We start from the raw sequence: 20,794 nt of genomic DNA, 5'->3' as shown, positions 1-20,794 counted from the left end.
GACGGCGGCGGCGAAACACCCCAGAGGGGTGTCCGCTTGGTAGAGACAATTGGCATAAAAAATATTAATGGCAGAAATTCAAACACCCAGGTTAATGGCTGCGGCCAAGGAGTTCAACATCGGTAAAGAGACCCTTGTGGAATTCCTGGCGGCCAAAGGGTTCAACAGGGACGACCTGAAACCCACGGCCAAGCTGACCGAAGACATGTACCGCGCCTTGCAGCAGGAATTCAACAGCGACAAGGTGGCGAAACACAAAGCCGAGCTCATCGACCTTCCCAAGGGCGCGATCGCGGAAGCGAAGAAGCGCAAGGAAGAAGACGAGCTGCTGGCCCGCCAGCGCGAGGAGCGCAAGGCCGCGGCCGTGGCGCCGGCACCTAAGAAAGAGGAGCCTGCTCCCGCACCCGCGCCTGTAGCGCCCCCCGCCCCCGTGGCGGAAGCCCCCGCGCCCCCACCGGCTCCCGTAGCCGAGGCGCCCGCCCCCGCCCCCGTGGCGGAAGCCCCCGCGCCCCCCGCGCCGGCGCCTGACCCGGCGCCCGTAGCGGAACAGCCCGCGCCCCCGGCGCCCGTGGCCGAGGCCCCTGCGGCACCCGCCGACCCCGAGCCGCCCGCGGCACCGGCCGCACCTGCCGCCGCTCCGGCTACCGGTATCGAAGGCCCCAAGATCCTCGGCACCGTAGACCTTTCGGCCATCGACTCCTCCACGCGCCCCAAGAAAGGCGTAGCGAAGAAGGAAGAGGCGCCGAAGCCGGCACCCGCCGCACCGGTTGCTTCCGAGCCGAAGCCCGCTCCCGTAGCGGAAACGCCGGCACCTGCGCCCGTAGCGGAGGCCCCGGCCACGCCGGCCGAGCCCGAAAAGCCGGCAGAGCCCGTCATTGAAAACATCCGCGCCGAAAAGCTCGAAGGCCCCAAGATCCTGGGTAAGATCGAGCTGCCGGTGGATAACGATACCCGTCCGAAGCCGGACGAGAAGCGCAAGCGCAACCGCATCCCGATCAAGAAAGCCCCGACCGATCCCCGCCCGAGCGTACAGCCCGGACAAGGTGGCGGCGGCCGCTTCGGGGTGACCCGCGCCGGCGACCGCGGCCGCAGCGGCAACCAGCCGGGCAACCGCCCCGGCCAGCGCAGCGGACCGGGCATTCGCCGCGACGACCCGAACCGCCAGATCGACGAGAAGGAGATCCAGCGGAAGATCCAGGAAACGCAGGCCCGCATGTCGGGCGGCGGCGGCAAGAAGCTCTCCAAGGCCAAGCGCCGCGAGCGCCGCGGCTCCGGCGACGACTCCATGGACAACATGGGCGATACGAAGCTGCAGGTGACCGAGTTCATCTCCGTGAGCGAGCTCGCCAACCTGATGGACGTTTCCTTTGCCGAGGTGATCTCGAAATGTATGGGTCTGGGCATCATGGTGTCCATCAACCAGCGCATCGACGCCGAGGTGATCGAGCTCGTGGCCTCCGAATTCGGCTACGACGTGGAGTTCATCGACATGGAGAAGCAACTCGAAATGGATGAAGAAGTAGAGGCCGATACCGAAGACGAGCTGCAGCCGCGCTCGCCGATCGTGACCATCATGGGTCACGTTGACCACGGTAAGACCTCGCTCCTCGACTATATCCGGAACGCCACCGTAGTGGCCGGTGAGGCAGGTGGCATCACCCAGCACATCGGCGCCTACCAGGTGCACCTGCCGGGCGGAAAAGACATCACCTTCCTCGATACCCCGGGTCACGAGGCCTTCACGGCCATGCGTGCCCGTGGTGCCAAGGTCACCGACATCGCGGTGATCGTGATCGCGGCCGACGACGCCATCATGCCCCAGACGCGCGAGGCCATCTCGCACGCCCAGGCCGCCAACGTGCCGATGATCTTCGCCATCAACAAGATCGATAAGGACGGAGCCAACCCCGCCAAGATCTACGAGCAGCTTGCCGGCATGAACCTCCTCGTCGAAAGCTGGGGCGGTAAGTACCAGAGCCAGGAGCTCTCGGCCAAGAAAGGCATCGGCGTCGACCTCCTGCTCGAGAAGATTCTCCTCGAGGCCGAGCTGCTCGACCTGAAGGCCAACCCCGACCGCGAAGCCTCGGGCTCCGTGGTGGAAGCCTCCCTCGACAAGGGCCGCGGCTACGTGGCTACCGTGCTCGTGCAGAACGGTACCCTCAACAACGGCGACATCGTGGTCTCCGGCCAGCACTACGGCCGCGTGAAGGCGATGTTCAACGAGCGCAACAAGAAAATGAAAGAGGCCGGCCCCTCCGCGCCGGTACTCATCCTCGGCCTCAACGGCGCCCCCCAGGCCGGTGAGAAGTTCAAGGTATACGAAGACGAAGCCGAAGCCAAAGAGGTGGCCAACCGCCGCGCGGTGATCCTCCGCGAGCAGGGCATGCGTGCCAAGAAGCACATCACCCTCTCCGAGATCGGCCGCCGGATTGCCCTGGGTACCTTCAAGGAACTCAAGGTCATCATCAAAGGCGACGTGGACGGCTCCGTGGAAGCCCTGTCGGACTCCATGCAGAAGCAATCGACCGAAGAGATCCTCGTATCGGTGATCCACAAGGGCGTGGGCCAGATCAACGAAAGCGACGTGAGCCTCGCCGAGGCCTCCGACGCCCTCATCATCGGCTTCAACGTGCGCCCCTCGGTGCAGGCCAACCGCCTCGCCGAAACCGCCGGTATCGAGATCAAGACCTACTCGGTGATCTACGCCGCCATCGACGACCTGCGCTCCGCCATGGAGGGCATGCTCGAGCCGAAGACGCAGGAGAAGATCGTGGCCAACGTGGAGATCCGCGAGGTGTTCCGCTTCGACAAGGTGACCGTTGCCGGTTGCGTGGTGCTCGACGGACGCATCAAGCGCGACAACAAGATCCGCCTCATCCGCGACGGTATCGTCGTATACCCGACCGGCGAAGGCGCCACCGCCGAACTCGGCTCGCTGAAGCGCTACAAGGACGACGTGAAGGAAGTAATCGTTGGTATGGAATGCGGTCTGACCGTGAAGAACTACAACGACATCAAGCCGGGCGACATCGTGGAAGCCTACGAGCTCGAAGAAGTGAAGCGAACGCTGTAGTAAAGACGCATTCATATGCGTCTCCGAGATACATAACCAAGGCCCCCGCACTGTCGGGGGCCTTGGTCGTTTAGGTCCGGGGGCGCGCCTTTTCCAGGATGGCGGCGCCCAGCTGGTCGAACGCCAGTGGTGGGGCCAGGGAGTTGAGCGACTTCAATGTGATCGAGTGCTGGCTGCGCCGGTATGCGTCGAGTTCCCAAGTTGCCAGCACGTAGAACGTCCACTGGTTCAGGTCCAACGGGTTGGCAGTTGCTTTGTCCTGATGATGCAGGAGGCAGAACACATACACATCGGCACTCCTCCCGGCCACCTTGGATTGCAGGTTGGTAGCGCTATCCCAATACAGTGCCGCCCGCGTGCTGAAGGAGATCCTCGAAAGCGCCCGTTGAAACCAGGATTGCACATAGGCTGCCGATTTTACTTCCAGCTTTATGCCCTCGGGCGTCTCGAGGTTGAATGCGCTCCATTCGTCGCGGCAGGCCGTCACGTCTACATGTGCGGCCCTGGCTACGATGAACTCGGCGAGCCGGCCCCGGGTGGCATTGCTCAGGAGGTCAGAAACACTCCAGCGCCAAAAATCAAGCAGCGTGACATCGAGTGGCTTGCCGTTGAACAGCAGCGGCTCCTTTCCAGACTTGAGTGTAGCGGGTATGCGGTCAAGCGACATGTTTACTTTATGATTGAAGTGATGTACCGTCTGCAGCGGCAAGGAGGGAGCAGGCGCTCAATAAAAACGCGCGAATCTGATCCCGGCCACGACCTGCCAGGCACCCATGCCGGGACCGGGCTCGAGGGTGGCGCCCTTATAGCGGAAGCGGTCTTTCCAGAAGGGCCGGTTAACGCCGCCCTTGACGAACAGGATCGCGGAGCGGCGCTCGTTGTTGCGGGGGCGAAGAAGCACGTCGATGCCGGCGCCGGCCGCATAGCCCAGGCGGCGCGACTTCACATCGACCCGACGGTTGATGACGAGGTCGGTGACATCCGTGGCATCCCGGTTCACCTCCTCCGGGCTCTCGTAGGAAAGCCGGGCCACGCGGTAGGAGAGGCCCGCGTAGGGAAACAGGCTCACCCCCCGCGCCGGCAGCAGGTCCACCCCCAGCTCCACGGCAAAGGCATTGAGCAGGGAGGCCGAAATGGTGCGGCCGTCGCGCTTCGAATGAAGGCCACCGCCCGCGAAACCGATGTCCAGCAATAGGGACCCATCGCGCATGCCGAGGCCGATTCCTACGTATGGCATCAGCGATCCAACCGTAGGAAAGCCCTCCCGGGCCAGTAACGCATTGAAACGGGCAGGCTGGGCGTGCGCCGCACCGGCAAAAACGGTGAAAGATCCATAGCCCTTTCTCCCCCGGGCGCGGGCAGTGCGGGGCTCCTGTTGCGCCCGCCTGAGGCCCGCCACTGCCTGTTGGTAGGCCGTATCGGCCCACAGCAGGCTGTCGTAGTATTGGGTAACGCGGTGGTACTGCGCCCGGTAATAGCCGAGCGAGTCCGGTGCGGCGGCGCTGCTGTCGGGCGCCTGTGCGGCGGCCTCCAGGGGCAGCGCGGGGATCAGCAGGAGCAAGAGCTTTTTCATAGATCGTTTTGGTTCGTGGAACGCGGGTTAGCGTTGTGCGGTTAAAATACGAAGGGTGCGGGAAACGGGCGACACATTTGCCCGGGTATGATCAGCCTTTGTCGGCTCCCGCCGGGGCCTTGTTCAACAAACGGGAACCGGACGACCACCGTGGGCTTCCGGCCTGTTTGTTGCGCCATACCGGGAAAAGCCAGGACATGAAAAACGAAGGGATCGAAGGCAAGGTGGTGGTGATCACAGGGGCTTCGTCGGGTGCGGGGCGCGCCATCGCGGTGGCCTTTGCCGAAAAAGGCGCGCGCCTCGTGCTGGCCGCCCGGCGCAAGGAGGCATTGGACGAGGTGGTGCAGGAATGCGTCGCCCTCGGCGCCATCGCCATCGCCGTGCCCACCGACGTGCGCGAAGCATCGGAGCAGGCGGCCCTCGCGGAGGCCGCCCGGCGCTGGGCCGGGCATGTGGACGTATGGGTGAACAATGCCGGGGTGCTGGCGGCCGGGGCGCTCGAAGACATCCCTTCGGAAGTGAATGAAGCGGTGATCCGCACCAACCTGCTGGGCTACGTGCATGGCGCCGCCGCGGTGCTGCCGCTCTTCAAGCAGCAAGGCTACGGGTTGCTGGTCAACAATATCTCGGTGGGCGGCTGGATCCCGACACCCTATATGGCGGCCTACTGCGCCTCCAAGTTCGGCCTGAAGGGCTTTTCGGAAGCGCTGCGCGGCGAGCTAACGGCGTACAGGAACATCCACGTGTGCGACCTCTACCCGGCCTTTCTCGACTCGCCCGGGATCCAGCACGCGGCCAACTATACCGGCGCGGTGCTCCGGCCGGCGCCACCCCTCTACGATCCGCGCCAGGTGGCCCGGGCGGTGCTCCGCCTCGTACGGCACCCGAAGGACCGCTCCACGGTGGGCGCTTTTCCGCACTTCCTGCATGCCGCCTTCGCGCTGCTCCCCGGCCTCACGCGGCGCATCACCGCCGGCCTTATCGGTACGTACCTCAAAAAGGCGGAAGCCACCGTGCACACGAGCGGCAACGTGCTCGACCCCGTTGCCTACGGCACCGGCATCGACGGCGGCTGGCGCAGCACGGGGCTAAAACCCACGCCTGCCAAACAAGGTCTTTTCGCTGCCCTTTGGGTCGCAGCGGCGATTCTGGTCTTAAGGAGGTTTTGAGAGGTTTTGATGGGTTTTGACGGGTTTTAGTAGGTTTTGAGGGTTCGTAAGGTGCTGATGGTTTTGGGGAAGAAGGAGGCTTGGATGTTGCAAAAAGCCGGGTGTTGTTGCAAAATGGGAGCTCCGCACTCAAAAACCCCTCCTCCGCACTCAAAAATCCCGGCTCGGAAGGAAAAAATCCGGTTTTGCTGTTGCAAAATGAGCGCTCGTTGTTGCAAAAATTCATTCCGTTGTTGCAAAATCGAAGCTTCGTGTTGCAAAATCGGGTCTCCGCCTGTCAAAATTGCAACTTGGGGCGCCAGAATTGCAATTCCCGAGGCCATTAAGAGGGTTTGGAACCCATTTCCTGCATAAACGTTTGAAAATGAAGGGCTCGCTCGGTCGCTAGCGGCATCTATTCGTGATCCGGGCCGCAAATGGGTGGCGATTTTCGGTTCCCATAGCTTCCTTCGGCAAGCTCAGGATGACAAGATGGGCTGGTGTTGGTACCGGGGCAATCGATCCCTTCGCCAAACCCACCGGAAAACAAGGGCGCCCCCTTGTCCATACCATTGCTCCGGCCCGCCTGCGGGCCGAAGGGGCACGCGGATCCCGAAGCTTCGGGACGCAGAAAGCGCAGAAGAAAATCCTTTCAGGAGGCGATTCCTTATTTGTGGGCAACTATGCCCCCGCCCCTAAACCAGCCCGCCCCCGAACCAGCCCGCCCGCGGGCCTTCCGCGTATTCTAAAAAAGTTTCCAGTCCGACACGCGTCGCTACCTGTAAAGTCGCCACCAGTAGCATGTTCCGGAGTCAGAAAACGCTTCCGAAAAATCTTCCGCGTTTTCCGTGTATTCTGCGTGCCCCTCCCCACATTCTGTTAAAATCCAGCGCCCACGGCCGCGCCTGCGCCCGATGCCCTATTTTTGGCGATACGCGTATGAAACGATCCATCTTCCTCCTCGCCTTTTCGGTGCTGGCCGCGGCCGGCGCCTCCGCCCAGGGTGTCAAGAAAGTAGTGGCCGACCGCATCCTCGGGGTGGTAGGCGACCGCATCATCCTGGAATCCGACGTCAAGAACACCATCGCCGACGCCCAGCGCCAGGGCCAGCAGATCCCGCCGAACCCCGAATGCGCCATCATGGAGCAGGCCCTTGTATCCAAGGTGCTGATGCTGCAGGCCGAGCGCGACTCCCTCAAGATCGACGACTCCGAAGTGGAGGCCGAGCTCGACCAGCGCGTGCGCTACTTCATCCGCATGTACGGCACCCAGGAAGAACTGGAGCGCGTCGCCAACAAGACCATCTACCAGATCAAGGACGACGCCCGCGAGTCGGTGCGCGAAAGCAAGCTCGCCCAGCAGATGCAGCGCAAGATCGTGGAGAGCGTGCGCATCACCCCCACCGAGGTGGGCGCCTACTTCAACCGCATCCCGAAAGACAGCCTGCCCTTCTTCGAGAGCGAGCTCGAGATCGGCCAGATCATCCTCTACCCGAAGGCCTCCCGCGACCTCGAGCAGTACGTGATCTCTGAAATGAACAACTACAAGCGCCAGATCGAGGGCAAGCAGGTCACTTTCGAGGAGCTCGTGAAGCGCTACTCCGAAGACCCCGGCTCCAAAGAGCGCGGTGGCCAATACCAGGTGAACCGCACCGACAAGATCTGGGATCCCGCCTTCCTGCAGGGCGCCTTCCGCCTCAAGGAAGGAGAGATCTCGACCGTGATCCGCTCCAAATCGGGCTTCCACCTGATCCAGATGATGCAGCGCAACGGCGATGAGGCCGTGGTGCGCCACATCCTCCGCAAGGCACCCGTTACCGACGCCGAGCTCAAGTCCGGCCTCTCCCGCCTCGACTCCGTGCGCGCCAAGATCGTTGCCGGCAACATGGATTTCAACACCGCCGCCGGTAAGTACAGCGAAGACGAAGCCGCTAAGTTTTCCGGACCCTATATCACCGGCCGCAACGGCTCCTACGTGGCCATCGACGAGCTCGACAAGGAAGTGGTGACCCAGCTCGGACCCCTGAAGGTGGGCGACATCTCGCAGCCGGCCGCATTTACCAACGAGCGGGGCGACAAAGGCGTGCGCATCCTGTACCTCCGTAACCGCACCGAGCCGCACCGCATGAACCTGCGCGACGACTACAACCGTATTTCTACCGCCGCCCTCGAAGAGAAGAAAATGCAGGTGCTGGAGAAGTGGCTCGCCGCCCACATCACCGATTACTACATCATGATCGAGAAGGATGTGGAGCACTGCGCCCAGCTCAAAAAATGGTCGGCAGGCAGCAACGTGGCCGATGCACAAAAAACATTCTGACCAGCCTCCCTGGTAACAAAGCAAAGACCTCTGACGTACCGTCGGGGGTCTTTGCTTTTAGCCCCTGTTGACGCCGCGGCGCCTCCCTTCACCTGTTGTTTTAGCTGCTCCAACCCCGGAATTGCCCTTCTGGCACCCCGCGCCTTCCCCGCTGGGCTTTTGTGTCGTACCTTGCCCGCAGACCGCGTCGATCTAAATCGTCCTCATGTATCCAATATCCTCCATCCCGGCCGGCGATGGCGCTCCTTCCGAGGGGCTGCAGCAGGCCTTTATCCTCGACCAGGTCGACGATATCATCGTCAGCACCGATCCCGCGCTGGTGGTGCAGTGGCTCAATAAGGCCGCACTCCGCTTCTTCCCCGGCGGCACTGCCGGCCGCTCGCTGGCCACGCTTGCCGGCAACACGCAGCCCGACGGCTTCTTCGAAGCCCTCTATGGCGCCCTCCTCGCCACCGGTACCGGCCACGGCGAGCTTTCCCTTGCCGGCGAAAGCGGCGCTCTGCACCTGTTCTCCTTCACCCTGCGCTCCCTGCCCGGCCAAAGCGGCTGCCTCCTCATCGGCCGCGACGTCACGGGCGAGCGGGCTGCCCAGCAGGAGCTGCGGCACCGCGAGCGCTTTTACCACGGGCTCATCAACGATTCCCTCGACGGGATCCTCGTGATCGACCCGGCAGGAAGGATTCATTTCGCTTCCCCGTCGGTGCACCGGGTGCTGGGCTACCCCCCTGCCGAGATCCTGGAGCGCAATGCCTTTGACTTCGTGCATCCCGACGACCATGAGAAGACCCGGGAGGCATTCGAGCGCGAAGTGGCGCAAACGCCCGAGATCAAGTTCGTGGAGGTGCGCGTGCGCAACCGCACCGGCGGCTGGACCCCCTGCATGGTACGCGGCCACAACCTGATGGCCCATCCCGACGTGCAGGGCATCGTGGTGTACCTGCACGACGACCGCCTGCGCCGCGAGGCCGGCGCTGCCCTCCGCGAAAGCGAGGCCCGCTTCCGAATGCTGATCGCCAACCTCCAGCAAGGCGTGCTGCTGCACGATGCCGAGGCGCGCCTCGTATTGAGCAACGAAGCGGCCAAAGGGCTGCTGGGGCTGCCGGCGTCCAACCCCGGCCTCGCCTGCACCGACAGCTTCTGGAACGACGTCATCGACGAGCAGGGGCGGTTCGTATCGACCGACCGCCTGCCGGTGCCGACGGTACTCCGTACCGGTACGCCCGTCTGGAACGCGCTGCTTGGCCACCGTCACCCGGACACCGGCCACCGCACCTGGATGCTGGTGAGCTCAACACCCGTGCGGCACGACGACGGCACGCTGGCCTACGTCATCACCTCGCTCACCGATATCTCGGAGCGGAAGCGCCTCGAGGAGCAGCTGCTTTCGGGGCAGATCGCTCACCAGCGGCAGCTGACGCAGGCCACCATCGACTCGTCGGAAAAGGAGCGCGCCGCCATCGGCAAGGAGCTCCACGACAACATCGGGCAGCAGCTCACCACCATCAAACTGTACCTCGACCTCGCCCGCTCCACTGCCGACGAGGACACCGCCGAAATGGTGGCCCTCGCCACGCGCAACGTGTCGGACGTCATCAACGAGATCCGCAGCCTGTGCCGGGCGCTGGTGCCTTCCACCCTCGGCGACCTGGGACTCGTGGAGTCGGTCAACGACCTGATCCATGCCTTTACGCGTACGCGCCACATGCAGATCCGCCTCGACGTCGATGCCTTTGATGAGGAAGACGTGCCGGAGAACCAGAAGCTGATGCTGTTCCGCATCCTGCAGGAGCAGCTCAACAACATCGCGAAGCACGCCGGCGCCGAAGCCGTGACCGTGACCCTGGAGAACGAAGCCGGCCCCCTGCGGATGACGGTGACCGACAACGGCAAGGGCTTCGACCCGGCCACGGTGCGCCGCGGCCTCGGGCTCACCAACATGCAGAACCGCGCCGAGACCTGCGGCGGCACCTTCCTGCTCGACTCCGCGCCCGGCGAGGGCTCCGTGCTGATCGTGGAGGTGCCGAGGGAGAAAAAGGGTTCTTAGGGTTTTGGAGGTTCTGGGGGTTTTAGAGGTTGGTAGTTGGGCCGGGTGCTCCTTCATTGTTCCCTGTTCCTTATTCCCTGTTCGATTGTTCTGCGCCGGTGGCCCACGACTAAAGTCGTGGGCTGGTACATTTCGAAAACCCACGGCTAAAGCCATGGGCTGGTTGAAACCGAAAACCCAACGGCTTCGCTGCGGGATGACAATATGGGCGGGCTTCCCAACCTTCCTGAACCCTCCTAAACCCCTCTGAACCTTCCTGAACCTTTCTAAACCTTAAGAACCTCCAAAACCCCCAAAACCTTTCTCTTACCTTTGCGTCCTCATTCCGATCTATGAGCGATGCCATCAAACACGAATGCGGGCTGGCCTTCATTCGTCTGCGTAAGCCCTTCTCCTGGTACCAGCAGCAATACGGCACGGTACTCTGGGGCCTCAACAAGCTCTACCTCCTCATGGAAAAGCAGCACAACCGCGGCCAGGACGGCGCGGGCGTGGCGGCCGTGAAGCTTGACGTGGAGCCGGGCTATCCGTTTATGAACCGCCTCCGCAGCGCCAACACCGGTGCCATCGCCGACCTGTTCCGGCAGATCGGGGAGGAGTTCAACGACCTGCAGAAGTATAACCCCGACATCGCGCAGCACCCCGGCCTGCTCAAAGGGCACCTGTCGTTCCTGGGCGAGCTGCTGCTGGGCCACCTCCGCTACGGCACCCAGGGACGCAACAACGTGGAGTTCTGCCATCCCTTCATCAAGCGCCACACCATCCCGGCGCGCAACCTCGCCCTCGCCGGAAACTTCAACCTCGTGAACACCGAGGAGCTCTTCGAAAGCGTGGGCGTGGAGCCCGGTGCCTTCCAGAAACAGAGCGACCTCGCAGCCCTCATGGAGGTGCTCCACCACTTCCTGGTAGAGGCCGACGAGGCCGCACCCGGCGCCACCGACATACTCAACGTGCTCCGCAAGGCCATCCCGCTCTTCGACGGCGGCTTCCACGTAGGGGGCATCACCGGCAACGGCACGGGCTTCGTGTTCCGCGACGCGCACGGCATCCGTCCCTCGTATTACTACATCAACGACGAAGTGATCGTGGCCGCCTCCGAGCGCGCCGCCATCCGCACCGCCTTTAACGTAGCGGAGAACGAAGTGCAGGAGCTGATGCCCGGGCAGGCACTCGTGGCCTGGCCCGACGGCACCTATGTGATCGAGCAGGTGGTGCCCGCAAAAGAGCGGAAGGCCTGCTCCTTCGAGCGCATCTACTTCTCGCGCGGCTCCGACGAAAAGATCTACAAGGAACGCCAGCAGCTGGGCTACAACCTCAGTAAGCCCGTGCTCGAGCACATCGGCTACGACCTCAGGAACACCATCTTCTCCTTTATCCCGAACACCGCCGAAGTGGCCTTCTACGGCCTGCTGAAGGGTGCGGAGCATTACCTCAACCAGATCAAGATCGAGCGCATCCAGAGCTGGGGCGCCGACGTGGACCCGGAGCGCCTCACGGAGATGATCAACCGCAAAGTGCGGATGGAGAAGATCGCCATCAAGGACGTGAAGATGCGCACCTTCATCACCGAAGACGCGAGCCGCTCGGAGATGGTGCAGCACGTATACGACATCACCTACGGCACCGTGCGCCGCGGCGAGGATACGCTCGTGGTGATCGACGACTCCATCGTGCGCGGCACCACGCTCCGCGAAAGCATCATCCGGATGCTGGCCCGCCTCGAGCCGAAGAAGATCCTCGTCGTTTCCTCGGCCCCGCAGATTCGCTACCCCGACTGCTACGGTATCGACATGAGCAAGCTCGGCGACTTCATCGCCTTCAGCGCGGCCGTAGAACTACTGAAAGAGCGCGGACAGGAAAGCCTGCTGCAGGAGCTCTATAACGAGTGCGTGTCCCTGCACGAGCGCAACGAATTGCACACGCGCAACGTGGTGAAGAGCGTCTACAAGACTTTTACGAACGAGGAGATCACGGCCAAGATCGCGCAGCTCATCACCCCCGCCGGGCTCGACATCCCGGTAGCCGTCATCTACCAGACCATCGAGGACCTGCACGCGGCCTGCCCCGGCAACCTCGGCGACTGGTACTTCACCGGCAATTACCCTACCCCCGGCGGCAACCGCGTGGTGAACAAAGCCTTCATGAACTATATGGAAGGAAAGAACGCGCGGGGGTATTAGGCCCCCTGTCCCCCGTAGGGGGAACTTAGGCCGGAGATGCTTTTTATTATGACCTTTTCCCAACATTGTTTTGTACGTAAGCCCCGACACCGTCGGGGCTTTCTACGTGAAGAAGGAGAACAAATGAATACATGAGCAAATGAATACAGGAAGTTGAAGGGGACGGTACCGTCGCCACAAAGGCCCACTACTTCATTTGTTCATTTGCTCATTTGTTCATGTATTCAAATTCCTGATTAGAGGAGAGCTCCTTTTTGTAGGAGGATTAGCCCCTACGGACCTTTGTATTTCCTGTTTGGCTGTCCACGCTTACTTTAGCACATTAGCACATCAACTCATTAGCACATTATGAAAACCCTCCTCCTCGTTCGCCACGCCAAGAGTTCCTGGGACGACATCACGATGAAAGACTTCGACCGGCCGCTCAACGATCGGGGCAAGAAGGATGCGCCGGAGATGGCGGAGCGCGTGAAGGAGCACGGCGTGAAGGTGGAGCACCTCGTATCGAGCCCGGCGAAGCGCGCGAAGCGCACGGCCCGCTACTTTGCCGAGGCCTTCGGCTTCGGTAAGGACGACATCCAGCTCGTCGACAACCTGTATGAGCCCACGCAGCAAGCCTTTACCGAAGCAGTAGCGGCACTCCCCGACGGCAAGAGCGTGGTGGCGCTCTTCGCCCACAATCCCGGCATCACCGAGTACGTCAATAGCCTCAGCACCGTGCGCGTCGACGATATGCCCACCTGCGCCGTGTTTGCGGTGAGCACCGACGCCAAAAGCTGGGCAGACTTTGCCAGCTCCGAGAAGAAGTTCCTCTTTTTCGATTACCCGAAGAATCCGTTGGGGTAGTTTGATGTTTGAGGTTTGACGGACTTTGCATCAAATAGGGCGATCTGTTCTTGTCTGTTCGTGTGTCGCCGTTGAAGCAACCACCCGGACGCGTCGATCTGTTGATTCGCGCGGGCAACGCGTATCCGACCGAGGTGAAGCAGCAGCCGGATCAACCGGTTACGGCAACTTCAACCCCCAAACATCAAACCCGCTATGGACGCGCGAAGCGCAGTTCCACGCCGGCCCGTGCGAGCGTGAGCGTTGTGGGCGTACAGCTTTTCACTTCCCATTCGTTGTGAAGCAGGGCGATGGCGGCGCGGCCATCGATCAGCTGCAGGCGCAGCGAGCCGGTCTCTACCCGGCGCTGCCATTGCCAGGTGCCGCGGCTTTCGGTGGCGTCCTGCAGGCAGGTCAGCGTGCCATCGTTGCCGAAGCGGAGGCGGTACGTGCTGTGCGTGCCGGTGGCGGCCGTGCCGTGCACGGACGTAACCTGCCACTGTCCCTGCGTGAGGGCGGCGGGCTGCTCGGTGTTAGCTGCGATCGAGTCTTTTTTGCATTGGGTGAAGAGGAGGGGGCACAGGAGGAGGCCCAGGAAGCGGGTTGCGATTCTCATGAGGAGTGGATTTTGGAATTCCAAGATAAGGCGAATTGCTGAAAATCCAAACCTGATAGCAGCGATTCATACGTGAACGGGAAAGGCGTTTTAAGGAGAAGAAGGGATTTTTACCGCTAAGAAAAGAAGGGGCTAAGGTTTTCGCTAAGGAGGGATGTCTATTGGTCTATTGGTAATGGGGCGTCTCTTTGCAACATACATTATCGGATCGAAAGATCTTACATGCGCGAGGCTTTCCAGGATGCGCTCCCGGGTTACAGAGCGGGGGGCGTCGTTTTGGTCTGGCATACTTTATCGTACCGAAACATCTTATGGTCGGAAGGGGGGGCGGACAACAGGATTGAACCTACTTAGGCGATCATCAGCGGAAATCGTATAGATAGTAAACCATCAGCGTTCCTTCTGTCCGGTCTCCGCTTCGCAGGCAGTGTCCGCCTTTAAGCGTGCGGCGCTACTTCCGTGTTCCCTGTTTCTTGTTCCCTGTTCGATTGTTCTTCTCCGCCGGCGGGAGTCCACGCCGCCACTCTGCCTGATAGATCCCACATCTGAGATCCAGCTTGCGCTCTACGAACTTCTCTCCCCCGAAGCTGGCTTCCGGTTCACCAAAAACACCCCGAGGAAAATAAGCGCCGCGGCGCCGGCCTTGGCCCAGGAGAAGCCTTCGCGGAGGACAAGGGTGGCGATCAGCACCGCGAATACGGGCTGCGTGTAGATGTAGGCGCCCGTGATGCCCGCACCGAGCTGCCGGATACCGTAGGCGTTGAAGGCATAGGCCAGGAAGGTGCCCGTGAGCACGATCGCCGCCAGCGCCACCCAATCCATGGCACCGAAATCACCGAAGGGCACCTGCACCGCGTCGGCCGCACCGAAGGGCAGCATGAACACGAAGCCCGCGGTAAATACCCAGCGCACCACCTCGATGGGCGTATAGCGCTGCATCAGCGGCTTTACGAGGATGAAATAGAAGGAGTAAAAGATCGCGTTGAGCAGGATGAGGGCGTCGCCGAGGAGCGGGTTGCTGGCTTCGGCGCTGGCGCTACCGCCCGCGATGAGCCAGGCCGCGCCGCACACGCCGAGGAGCAGCCCGGGCACCTGCGTGCGCGACCCTTTCTCTTTGAGCACCAGGCGCGCGAATACGGTGATGAGCAGCGGCGTGGTAAGCATCAGCAGCGCCGCGTGGATGCTGCTCGTGAGCGTAAGGCCGCGGATGAACAGCATCTGGTTGATGGCCACGCCCGTGAGCCCGCACCACACGATGCGCGCCCGGTCGGCCGGGGCAAGGGGCGTCTTGCGGGGCGAGAAGAGCCAGAGGATCCAGAAAAGCAGCAGCGACACACCTACACGGTAGATGTTGAGGCCGAAGGGGGCCACGAGCCGCGGCGAGATCAGCTTCACGAGGCTGAAGTTGGCGGCGAAAAAGAGGTTGGTGCCCAGCACGGCCGCGTGCGCCTTGAGGGTGTTGTTCATTCGGGCCGCAAGATACGACAGCCCGCGCGGGTTCAGGAAGCGGGCAGGGTGGCGAGCCATTCCCGGACGGTGCGTTCGAGTGGCGCCGGGCCGCCAGGTTGCGGGATCCGGTAGGGAAAGCGCTCCGCGGCTGCAAGGGCCGCCGCGAGGTCGAAGTCCTCCTGCCGGAACGCAGGGGCGAAGCCTTCGGATTGAAGATGGCGCCCGAGGTATTCCTGCTCGGGCTGCCCCGGTGTGGGCACCAGGATGCCGCGGACGCCGAGGGCGGCGAGGTCCATCACGGTGCTGTAGCCGCTGCGTGCCAGCACGAAGGAAGCAGCGGAAAGCTCGGTATGCAGGTCTGAAGAAGAGAGGTGATCGAGCACCTGTACGTGTGCCGGCAGTTGCAGCGCGCTGCCCCCGCCACGGGGCAGCCCGCGCACGAGGAGTACCGGTGTCCCGTAACCGGGAAGTTGCGCGCAGAGTTGCCGTTCGAACAGCGACCGTTGCGGCTCGGGGCCTGACAGCAGCAGCACGAGGCGCTTCGGGCCGGTAGCGGGGCCGGCCGGCGCGAAGCGCGAGAGCGGCCCGATGTACCGCGTGGGCACGGGGGGCAGGTTCCGCGGGTGTGCGAGCGCGCCGGCGAGGTTGGGCGCCCCTTCGTGGTCGGGCACCCAGCAGGCGGAGAAGCGGCCGATGAGGCGGTAGTGCCACCAGCGCAGGATGTCGTTGCCAACACGCCCCAACGGGGTCCGGATGGAGAGCTGGTGGGTGATGAGCACGGAGCGCACACCGGGGTGATGAAGGCCGTAGCGGTTGTCGGAAATGACCCCGCGGATTCCCTCTTTGTTCAGCAGTTGGTGCAGCCAGCGGTTTTCGGCTTCCACAACTTTCCGGAGCTTCGGCACTTGCAGCAATATTTTCCACAGCAGCGCATGGCGGCTGCGGGCATAGTGAACCGAAGTGGCGGGCAGCTCGTTATAAGGCAGGTCGGGGAACTCCAGGCGCAGCAGCGCACCGGAGGGCCCACTGCCGGCGAGGCGTACGGCTACGCCGGCGGCCAGCAGGCAGCGGATGATTGGAATACAGCGGGTTGCATGGCCCAGGCCCCAGTCGAGCGCGGCTACAAGCACGGTGGGCGGGTCGGGTCGGGGCGCTGCAGTCATGTTAAATTTTGCGGAGGTCGCCAACGGGTGTACTAAAAGGGTAGTAATTTAGTTCGTTTACAAAACGATTCTATGAGAAAGCTCTCCATGCTTGTGGCACTCTGTTTGACTGTGGTACTAATGACGACCAGCTGCAACCGGAATTATTACTCCGGCAGCGGCCGCGGAAGCAAATGCGGCTGTCCTGGTGTTCGCGGGTAAGAAACCACAAAAACGGGAATGTATGGAAAACGGTAAGCGCGACCTCTTGGTCCTATTGAAGGAGAACAATCAGAGCCAGCAAGCCCTGAACGAGACCGTGGAATGCCTGAACAAGATCCTGACGCAGGTGGAATGCAACGAGGTGTTCTGCCGGGCGCACGAGCTCGTGGCGCGCAACTCCATCACCCGCAAGCCGCGCAAGATCCTGAAGGCCGTGGAAGCCAGCGAGCTGAAGCCGTTCTACTTCCTGATCAACCGCAATTAGTCCGCTCAGCGCAGTCCGCGCAGCGCAGTGCCCAGCTTCCCGATCATCTCCCCGATCTCCTCTTTCCGGCAGGTGCCCACGCTCAGGCGATACCAGGGCGATCCCTTCGGGGCTCCGAAGGCATAGAACGGCACCACCGCCAGCTTTGCTTCATTCAATATATACGACGTCACCTCCGACTGGTTCTGGAGCACAGCCCCCGCGGGCGTAGTGCGGCCCACCCCGTCGATCTTGATGGTGAGGTAAATGGCCGCCTCGGGCGCAACCGCGTCCACCGGCAATCCTTCCTGCTTTAATGCTTCAAATCCCTCGTAGATGCGCCGCAGGCGCTCCTCGATTTCGCGCTTGAACCCGGCGAGGTAGCTGCGGATCGCTTCCGGCTGCGCCAGGTAGCGCGCCACGGCCTTCTGCTCCGCCATCGGCGCCCAGGCGCCCACATGCGAGAGGATCGCCTTCATCTTGTTGAGGATGAACGCCGGTCCGAGGCTCCAGCCAACGCGCACGCCCGTAGCGGCAAACACCTTGCTCACCGCGTCCACGAACACGGTGTAGTCGCGCATCCCGGGCACGAGCGACACGGGGTCGCAGTGCTCGATGGCGCCGTAGGTGAGCTGCCAGTACATCTGGTCGAACAGGACATAGAGTTTCTTTTCGGATTCGCCGCGGCGCTTGTTCTCGGCCACCACCAGCTCGCAGATGGCCTTGAGCTCCTCCGGGCGGAAGGTGGTGCCCGTGGGGTTCTGCGGCGAGCAGAGGGCCAGCAGCACGGCGCCGGGGAGGTGCGGGGCGAGGTCGGCCGCGGTGGGCATGAAGTTGCTTTCGGCGGTCGCTTCCACGATCACGTGCTCGCCGCCGATGAAATGCGTATAGTGGTTGTTGTTCCAGCTCGGCGCGGCATAGATCACCTTGTCGCCTTTGTCGCAGATGGCGCGGTACAGCGCGTAGATGAGCGGGCGGCCGCCGGAGGCCACGAGCACCTCGTCGGGGGCATAGGAAAGACCTCCCTGGAACTCCTGGTGGAAGCGGATGATGGCCTCGCGCAGGTCGAGGTTACCTTCGGCGATGGGGTAGTTGGTGAAGTGCTGGCGATAGGCCTCCACGATCTCGTTCTCCAGCTCTTTCGGAATGGGGAAGATGGCGGGGTCGAAGTCGCCGACGGTGAAGTTGTAGATGGTCTCCCCCTGGCGGATGCGCTCGCGGATCTCTCCGCCCAGCTTCACGATCTCGGAGCCGATGAGGGTTTCTGAAAGGTGGGACAATTTCATGCTTACGGGATTACGGCAAAAGTAAGGGGTAACGTGAATCGTGAATCGTCAATCGTGAGCAGGTGAGCAGGTGAGCAGGTGAGCAGGTGAGCGGGTGAGCTACGTAAGATAGGTATGGACCAGGAACACCCCGCGTAACCTTCGGGTCGCCCAGGACAGGCTTACCAGTAATGACTGTGGCTCCGTAAACGACCCTTACTAATAAACCAATAAACAAATAGACCAATAAACCAAAAGCGCCCCGAAGGGCGCTTTTTACTTGGCTTGTGCGAATTCCAGTTTGAGGTCGATGTCGATGTCCTTGCCTACAACGGCGCCGCCGGCTTCGGTCATCGTGTTCCACTTGAGGCCGTAGTCGAAGCGGTTGACGCTGCCCTTGGCCTTGAAGCCGGCTTTCGTATTGCCCCAGGGATCTTTTACCGTGCCGCCATAGGTCACGTCGAAGGTGACGGGCTTCGAAACGTTGCGGATGGTCATGATGCCGGCGAGCAGGTATTTATTGCCCGATACCTTTTTGAACGACGTGCTCTTGAAGGTCATTTGCGGGTATTGTGCGGCATTGAAGAAGTCGTCGCCCTTGAGGTGCTTGTCGCGGCCCTCGTTGTCGGTGTTGATGGAGTTGACGTCCACGGTGAAGTTGATGGCGGCATCGGTGAAGTCAGGCTTCGTGTGCGCGATGTTGCCTTCGAACTTGCGGAAGGAGCCTTCCACCTCCGAGATCACGAGGTGCGATACGGTGAAGCGGACGTTGGAGTGCGACGCGTCCAGGTTCCATTTGGTCTGGGCAAAGACGCCCGTGGACAGGAGGGCGAGGCCGGCGGAAAAGAGGATCTTTTTCATCTGTGTTCGGTTTGTGTGACGCAAAAATAGCCGCGCAACAATGTTCGAACATTGATATAGGATAAGAAAAGCCCCCTGTCCCCCCAAGGAGGCACTTAGGCTGGGGCAGTTCTTTTTCTCATTAACCCTTCCTTGAGTTGGGAACAGGAAAGGAAATACATCATTACATGAATTCGAATAAGAGTCTGCGCCGGCCCACTTTAATTGCTCACTAATCCTTTGTTCGGATCCTTCCTTTTGACACCGAAAACACGCTCGTTAGGCTTGGGCTTTGGAATGAAGTGCTTTACGAAATGTTCGTTTTACGAAAACAGTTTCCACCTAAGTGCCCCCTTGGGGGGACAGGGGGCTAGAGCTCCTGTGCGGGGTCCCAAAACTTTTTCGCGAAGTCCTGCACCTGGTCGTTGGCCACGCGCACGCCTTCTTTTTCGAGGAGTTGCTGCATGCGGTCGGGATCGCCGAAGTGCATCTTGCCGGTGAGGAGGCCGAGGCGGTTCACCACGCGGTGCGCGGGCACCTTGGGCGTCAGCTGGTGGCAGTTGTTCATGGCCCAGCCCACCATGCGGGCGGAGCCGCGGGTGCCGAGGGCAGCGGCGATGGCGCCATAGGAGGTGACGCGGCCCTTCGGGATCTGCCGCACCACATCGTAGACCTGCGCAAAAAAGGTCGCATCGTCGTCGGCGCGGCCCGAGGGCGTTACTTTCTTCAGCGGGGGCTTTTTCATGAGGGGAAGGTACTACACGTGAATCGTCAATCGTGAATCGGGAATGGCGTGCTGTTTTCGGCAGCTTTCTTTCCGGCGGACTTGCGTAAGGCGGACACGGATAGAACGGATCGGGCAGATGGGGACAAATCCGTGCTTACCCGCGGCATCCGTTCCATCCGTGTTCTTTCTCTATCCTTCGTGCTCTGCCCGACCTTCGAGGAGCTCGGTGCGGCGCGGCTCGGGCACGGCCTCGTAGTGGTAGGGGCAGTGCAGGCAGCCCATGCCGCAGCAGTAGCCGCGCTTCAGGTGGTGCCGCTCGCTGAGCACCACGTAGCCCTGCTCGTTCCAATAGTAGTCCTCGCCTTCAACTAAGGGGTTGCTCATCGTGTTTCAGTTCTTCCTGGAGCTGCGCATCCAATTCGGTGCCGGGCAAGGTATCGGGCAGGGTGAAACACACGTAGTGCACGCGGGCCGCGCCGGCGATGTCGAGCGACTCGTAGTACGTGCGGATCTGCAGGTCGGGCTTTACTTCGGCCTGCGCATACACGTTGTCGGAATGCTCCAGCACGGTGCAGCCGTACATCCGGCACACCTTCATCGTAAACTGGTACAGGTTGGGCGAGTCGGTCTTTAGATGGATCTTTCCGCCGGGCTTCAGCAGCCCCTGGTAGCGGCGCAGGAAGCGCGGGTGGGTGAGGCGCTTCTTGGCCTTGCCCGTGCGGAGCTGCGGGTCGGGGAAGGTGATCCAGATCTCTTCGACCTCACCCGGGGCAAAGAACCCGTTGATGCCTTCGATGAGGATGCGCAGGAAGCCCGCATTCGTGAGCCCTTCGTCGAGCGCTTTTCGGGCGCCCGCCCAGATGCGGTTGCCCTTCAGGTCCACGCCCAGGAAGTTGCGCTCCGGGTAGCGGCGCGCGAGGCCGAGCGTATACTCGCCCTTACCGCAGGCAAGCTCGAGGGTAAGGGGATGGTCGTTGCCGAAATGCGCTGCCCACCTGCCGGCGATCCCCTCGGGATACTGCAGCACGTTGGGAAAGTTCTTGATGGCTTCGAAGCGGATCAGTTTTTTGTGGCCCAAGGGAAAATGAATGGGGTAATGGGGTGATGGGAGAATGGGGGAATAAGGT

The 20,794-nt window shown here is 61.9% G+C and carries 18 protein-coding genes; 7 read left to right on the top strand and 11 right to left on the bottom strand.

Features of this window, described 5'->3' with window-relative positions:
• Positions 1 to 67 precede the first annotated feature (67 nt).
• Positions 68 to 3,073, top strand: a complete 3,006-nt coding sequence (gene infB / locus ABD937_RS19045) for a translation initiation factor IF-2 (protein ID WP_345257463.1) — start codon at positions 68 to 70, stop codon at positions 3,071 to 3,073.
• Between the two features lie 70 nt (positions 3,074 to 3,143).
• On the opposite strand, the gene ABD937_RS19040 is transcribed toward infB, so the two are convergent.
• Together ABD937_RS19040 and ABD937_RS19035 are read right to left on the bottom strand one after the other, a co-directional pair.
• On the bottom strand, positions 3,144 to 3,740 hold the full coding sequence (locus ABD937_RS19040) for a hypothetical protein (RefSeq protein ID WP_345257462.1): 597 nt from the start codon (positions 3,738 to 3,740) through the stop codon (positions 3,144 to 3,146).
• A gap of 57 nt (positions 3,741 to 3,797) precedes the next feature.
• Positions 3,798 to 4,646 (bottom strand): hypothetical protein, encoded by an 849-nt coding sequence (locus ABD937_RS19035; RefSeq protein WP_345257460.1) that lies wholly within the window; start codon positions 4,644 to 4,646, stop codon positions 3,798 to 3,800.
• A gap of 197 nt (positions 4,647 to 4,843) precedes the next feature.
• Here ABD937_RS19035 and ABD937_RS19030 point away from each other — a divergent pair, with 197 nt between their 5' ends.
• The gene (locus tag ABD937_RS19030) at positions 4,844 to 5,815 is read left to right on the top strand and encodes an SDR family oxidoreductase (protein WP_345257459.1); all 972 of its coding nucleotides are present in this window, start codon (positions 4,844 to 4,846) and stop codon (positions 5,813 to 5,815) included.
• 26 nt (positions 5,816 to 5,841) lie between these two features.
• Here the strand turns inward: ABD937_RS19030 and ABD937_RS19025 are convergent, their stop codons facing one another.
• Positions 5,842 to 6,138: a hypothetical protein gene (locus tag ABD937_RS19025; RefSeq protein ID WP_345257458.1), complete on the bottom strand. Its 297-nt coding sequence runs from the start codon at positions 6,136 to 6,138 to the stop codon at positions 5,842 to 5,844.
• A gap of 595 nt (positions 6,139 to 6,733) precedes the next feature.
• Between ABD937_RS19025 and ABD937_RS19020 the strand changes: the two genes are divergently transcribed.
• From ABD937_RS19020 to ABD937_RS19005, 4 genes are all read left to right on the top strand, one after another.
• Entirely contained in the window at positions 6,734 to 8,113 is a 1,380-nt protein-coding gene (locus ABD937_RS19020) for a peptidylprolyl isomerase (RefSeq protein WP_345257457.1), read from the top strand.
• A 205-nt stretch (positions 8,114 to 8,318) separates the two neighbouring features.
• The gene (locus tag ABD937_RS19015) at positions 8,319 to 10,157 is read left to right on the top strand and encodes a PAS domain-containing sensor histidine kinase (protein ID WP_345257456.1); all 1,839 of its coding nucleotides are present in this window, start codon (positions 8,319 to 8,321) and stop codon (positions 10,155 to 10,157) included.
• A gap of 332 nt (positions 10,158 to 10,489) precedes the next feature.
• The gene (locus tag ABD937_RS19010; RefSeq protein ID WP_345257455.1) at positions 10,490 to 12,337 is read left to right on the top strand and encodes an amidophosphoribosyltransferase; all 1,848 of its coding nucleotides are present in this window, start codon (positions 10,490 to 10,492) and stop codon (positions 12,335 to 12,337) included.
• Positions 12,338 to 12,685: 348 nt separating this feature from the next.
• Positions 12,686 to 13,183: a SixA phosphatase family protein gene (locus tag ABD937_RS19005; protein ID WP_345257454.1), complete on the top strand. Its 498-nt coding sequence runs from the start codon at positions 12,686 to 12,688 to the stop codon at positions 13,181 to 13,183.
• Positions 13,184 to 13,376: 193 nt separating this feature from the next.
• On the opposite strand, the gene ABD937_RS19000 is transcribed toward ABD937_RS19005, so the two are convergent.
• The 3 genes from ABD937_RS19000 to ABD937_RS18990 form a co-directional block, all read right to left on the bottom strand.
• Positions 13,377 to 13,778 carry a hypothetical protein gene (locus ABD937_RS19000; RefSeq protein WP_345257453.1) on the bottom strand — a complete coding sequence of 134 codons (402 nt, stop codon included), beginning with the start codon at positions 13,776 to 13,778 and terminating at the stop codon, positions 13,377 to 13,379.
• A gap of 564 nt (positions 13,779 to 14,342) precedes the next feature.
• On the bottom strand, positions 14,343 to 15,245 hold the full coding sequence (locus ABD937_RS18995) for a DMT family transporter (RefSeq protein WP_345257451.1): 903 nt from the start codon (positions 15,243 to 15,245) through the stop codon (positions 14,343 to 14,345).
• Positions 15,246 to 15,277: 32 nt separating this feature from the next.
• Complete coding sequence (locus tag ABD937_RS18990) at positions 15,278 to 16,390, bottom strand: glycosyltransferase (RefSeq protein ID WP_345257450.1); 1,113 nt, start codon at positions 16,388 to 16,390, stop codon at positions 15,278 to 15,280.
• 223 nt (positions 16,391 to 16,613) lie between these two features.
• Between ABD937_RS18990 and ABD937_RS18985 the strand changes: the two genes are divergently transcribed.
• Entirely contained in the window at positions 16,614 to 16,856 is a 243-nt protein-coding gene (locus ABD937_RS18985) for a hypothetical protein (RefSeq protein ID WP_345257449.1), read from the top strand.
• Between the two features lie 5 nt (positions 16,857 to 16,861).
• Here ABD937_RS18985 and ABD937_RS18980 read toward each other — a convergent pair whose 3' ends face one another.
• The 5 genes from ABD937_RS18980 to trmB all read right to left on the bottom strand — a co-directional run bounded on the left by ABD937_RS18980 (position 16,862) and on the right by trmB (position 20,745).
• The gene (locus ABD937_RS18980; RefSeq protein ID WP_345257448.1) at positions 16,862 to 18,121 is read right to left on the bottom strand and encodes a pyridoxal phosphate-dependent aminotransferase; all 1,260 of its coding nucleotides are present in this window, start codon (positions 18,119 to 18,121) and stop codon (positions 16,862 to 16,864) included.
• Between the two features lie 255 nt (positions 18,122 to 18,376).
• Positions 18,377 to 18,961: a YceI family protein gene (locus ABD937_RS18975; protein ID WP_345257447.1), complete on the bottom strand. Its 585-nt coding sequence runs from the start codon at positions 18,959 to 18,961 to the stop codon at positions 18,377 to 18,379.
• A gap of 349 nt (positions 18,962 to 19,310) precedes the next feature.
• Entirely contained in the window at positions 19,311 to 19,685 is a 375-nt protein-coding gene (locus tag ABD937_RS18970; RefSeq protein ID WP_345257446.1) for an MGMT family protein, read from the bottom strand.
• Positions 19,686 to 19,856: 171 nt separating this feature from the next.
• Positions 19,857 to 20,051: a C1orf53 family protein gene (locus ABD937_RS18965; RefSeq protein WP_345257445.1), complete on the bottom strand. Its 195-nt coding sequence runs from the start codon at positions 20,049 to 20,051 to the stop codon at positions 19,857 to 19,859.
• Complete coding sequence (gene trmB, locus ABD937_RS18960; protein WP_345257444.1) at positions 20,032 to 20,745, bottom strand: tRNA (guanosine(46)-N7)-methyltransferase TrmB; 714 nt, start codon at positions 20,743 to 20,745, stop codon at positions 20,032 to 20,034. The genes ABD937_RS18965 and trmB overlap by 20 nt, the downstream gene beginning before the upstream one ends.
• Positions 20,746 to 20,794 lie beyond the last annotated feature (49 nt).

It is taken from the genome of Flaviaestuariibacter amylovorans (assembly GCF_039541815.1).
Classification (GTDB): domain Bacteria; phylum Bacteroidota; class Bacteroidia; order Chitinophagales; family Chitinophagaceae; genus Flavisolibacter; species Flavisolibacter amylovorans.
Note: the sequence above shows the minus strand (reverse complement) of the source record. Positions and strands in the feature narration are given on the sequence as shown.

Bases quoted from the DNA above. Each gene is read 5' to 3' on its own strand.
- infB (WP_345257463.1), top strand. From the start codon at position 68: ATGGCAGAAATTCAAACACCCAGGTTAATGGCTGCGGCCAAGGAGTTC.
- ABD937_RS19040 (WP_345257462.1), bottom strand. From the start codon at position 3,740: ATGTCGCTTGACCGCATACCCGCTACACTCAAGTCTGGAAAGGAGCCG.
- ABD937_RS19035 (WP_345257460.1), bottom strand. From the start codon at position 4,646: ATGAAAAAGCTCTTGCTCCTGCTGATCCCCGCGCTGCCCCTGGAGGCC.
- ABD937_RS19030 (WP_345257459.1), top strand. From the start codon at position 4,844: ATGAAAAACGAAGGGATCGAAGGCAAGGTGGTGGTGATCACAGGGGCT.
- ABD937_RS19025 (WP_345257458.1), bottom strand. From the start codon at position 6,138: ATGGCCTCGGGAATTGCAATTCTGGCGCCCCAAGTTGCAATTTTGACA.
- ABD937_RS19020 (WP_345257457.1), top strand. From the start codon at position 6,734: ATGAAACGATCCATCTTCCTCCTCGCCTTTTCGGTGCTGGCCGCGGCC.
- ABD937_RS19015 (WP_345257456.1), top strand. From the start codon at position 8,319: ATGTATCCAATATCCTCCATCCCGGCCGGCGATGGCGCTCCTTCCGAG.
- ABD937_RS19010 (WP_345257455.1), top strand. From the start codon at position 10,490: ATGAGCGATGCCATCAAACACGAATGCGGGCTGGCCTTCATTCGTCTG.
- ABD937_RS19005 (WP_345257454.1), top strand. From the start codon at position 12,686: ATGAAAACCCTCCTCCTCGTTCGCCACGCCAAGAGTTCCTGGGACGAC.
- ABD937_RS19000 (WP_345257453.1), bottom strand. From the start codon at position 13,778: ATGAGAATCGCAACCCGCTTCCTGGGCCTCCTCCTGTGCCCCCTCCTC.
- ABD937_RS18995 (WP_345257451.1), bottom strand. From the start codon at position 15,245: ATGAACAACACCCTCAAGGCGCACGCGGCCGTGCTGGGCACCAACCTC.
- ABD937_RS18990 (WP_345257450.1), bottom strand. From the start codon at position 16,390: ATGACTGCAGCGCCCCGACCCGACCCGCCCACCGTGCTTGTAGCCGCG.
- ABD937_RS18985 (WP_345257449.1), top strand. From the start codon at position 16,614: ATGGAAAACGGTAAGCGCGACCTCTTGGTCCTATTGAAGGAGAACAAT.
- ABD937_RS18980 (WP_345257448.1), bottom strand. From the start codon at position 18,121: ATGAAATTGTCCCACCTTTCAGAAACCCTCATCGGCTCCGAGATCGTG.
- ABD937_RS18975 (WP_345257447.1), bottom strand. From the start codon at position 18,961: ATGAAAAAGATCCTCTTTTCCGCCGGCCTCGCCCTCCTGTCCACGGGC.
- ABD937_RS18970 (WP_345257446.1), bottom strand. From the start codon at position 19,685: ATGAAAAAGCCCCCGCTGAAGAAAGTAACGCCCTCGGGCCGCGCCGAC.
- ABD937_RS18965 (WP_345257445.1), bottom strand. From the start codon at position 20,051: ATGAGCAACCCCTTAGTTGAAGGCGAGGACTACTATTGGAACGAGCAG.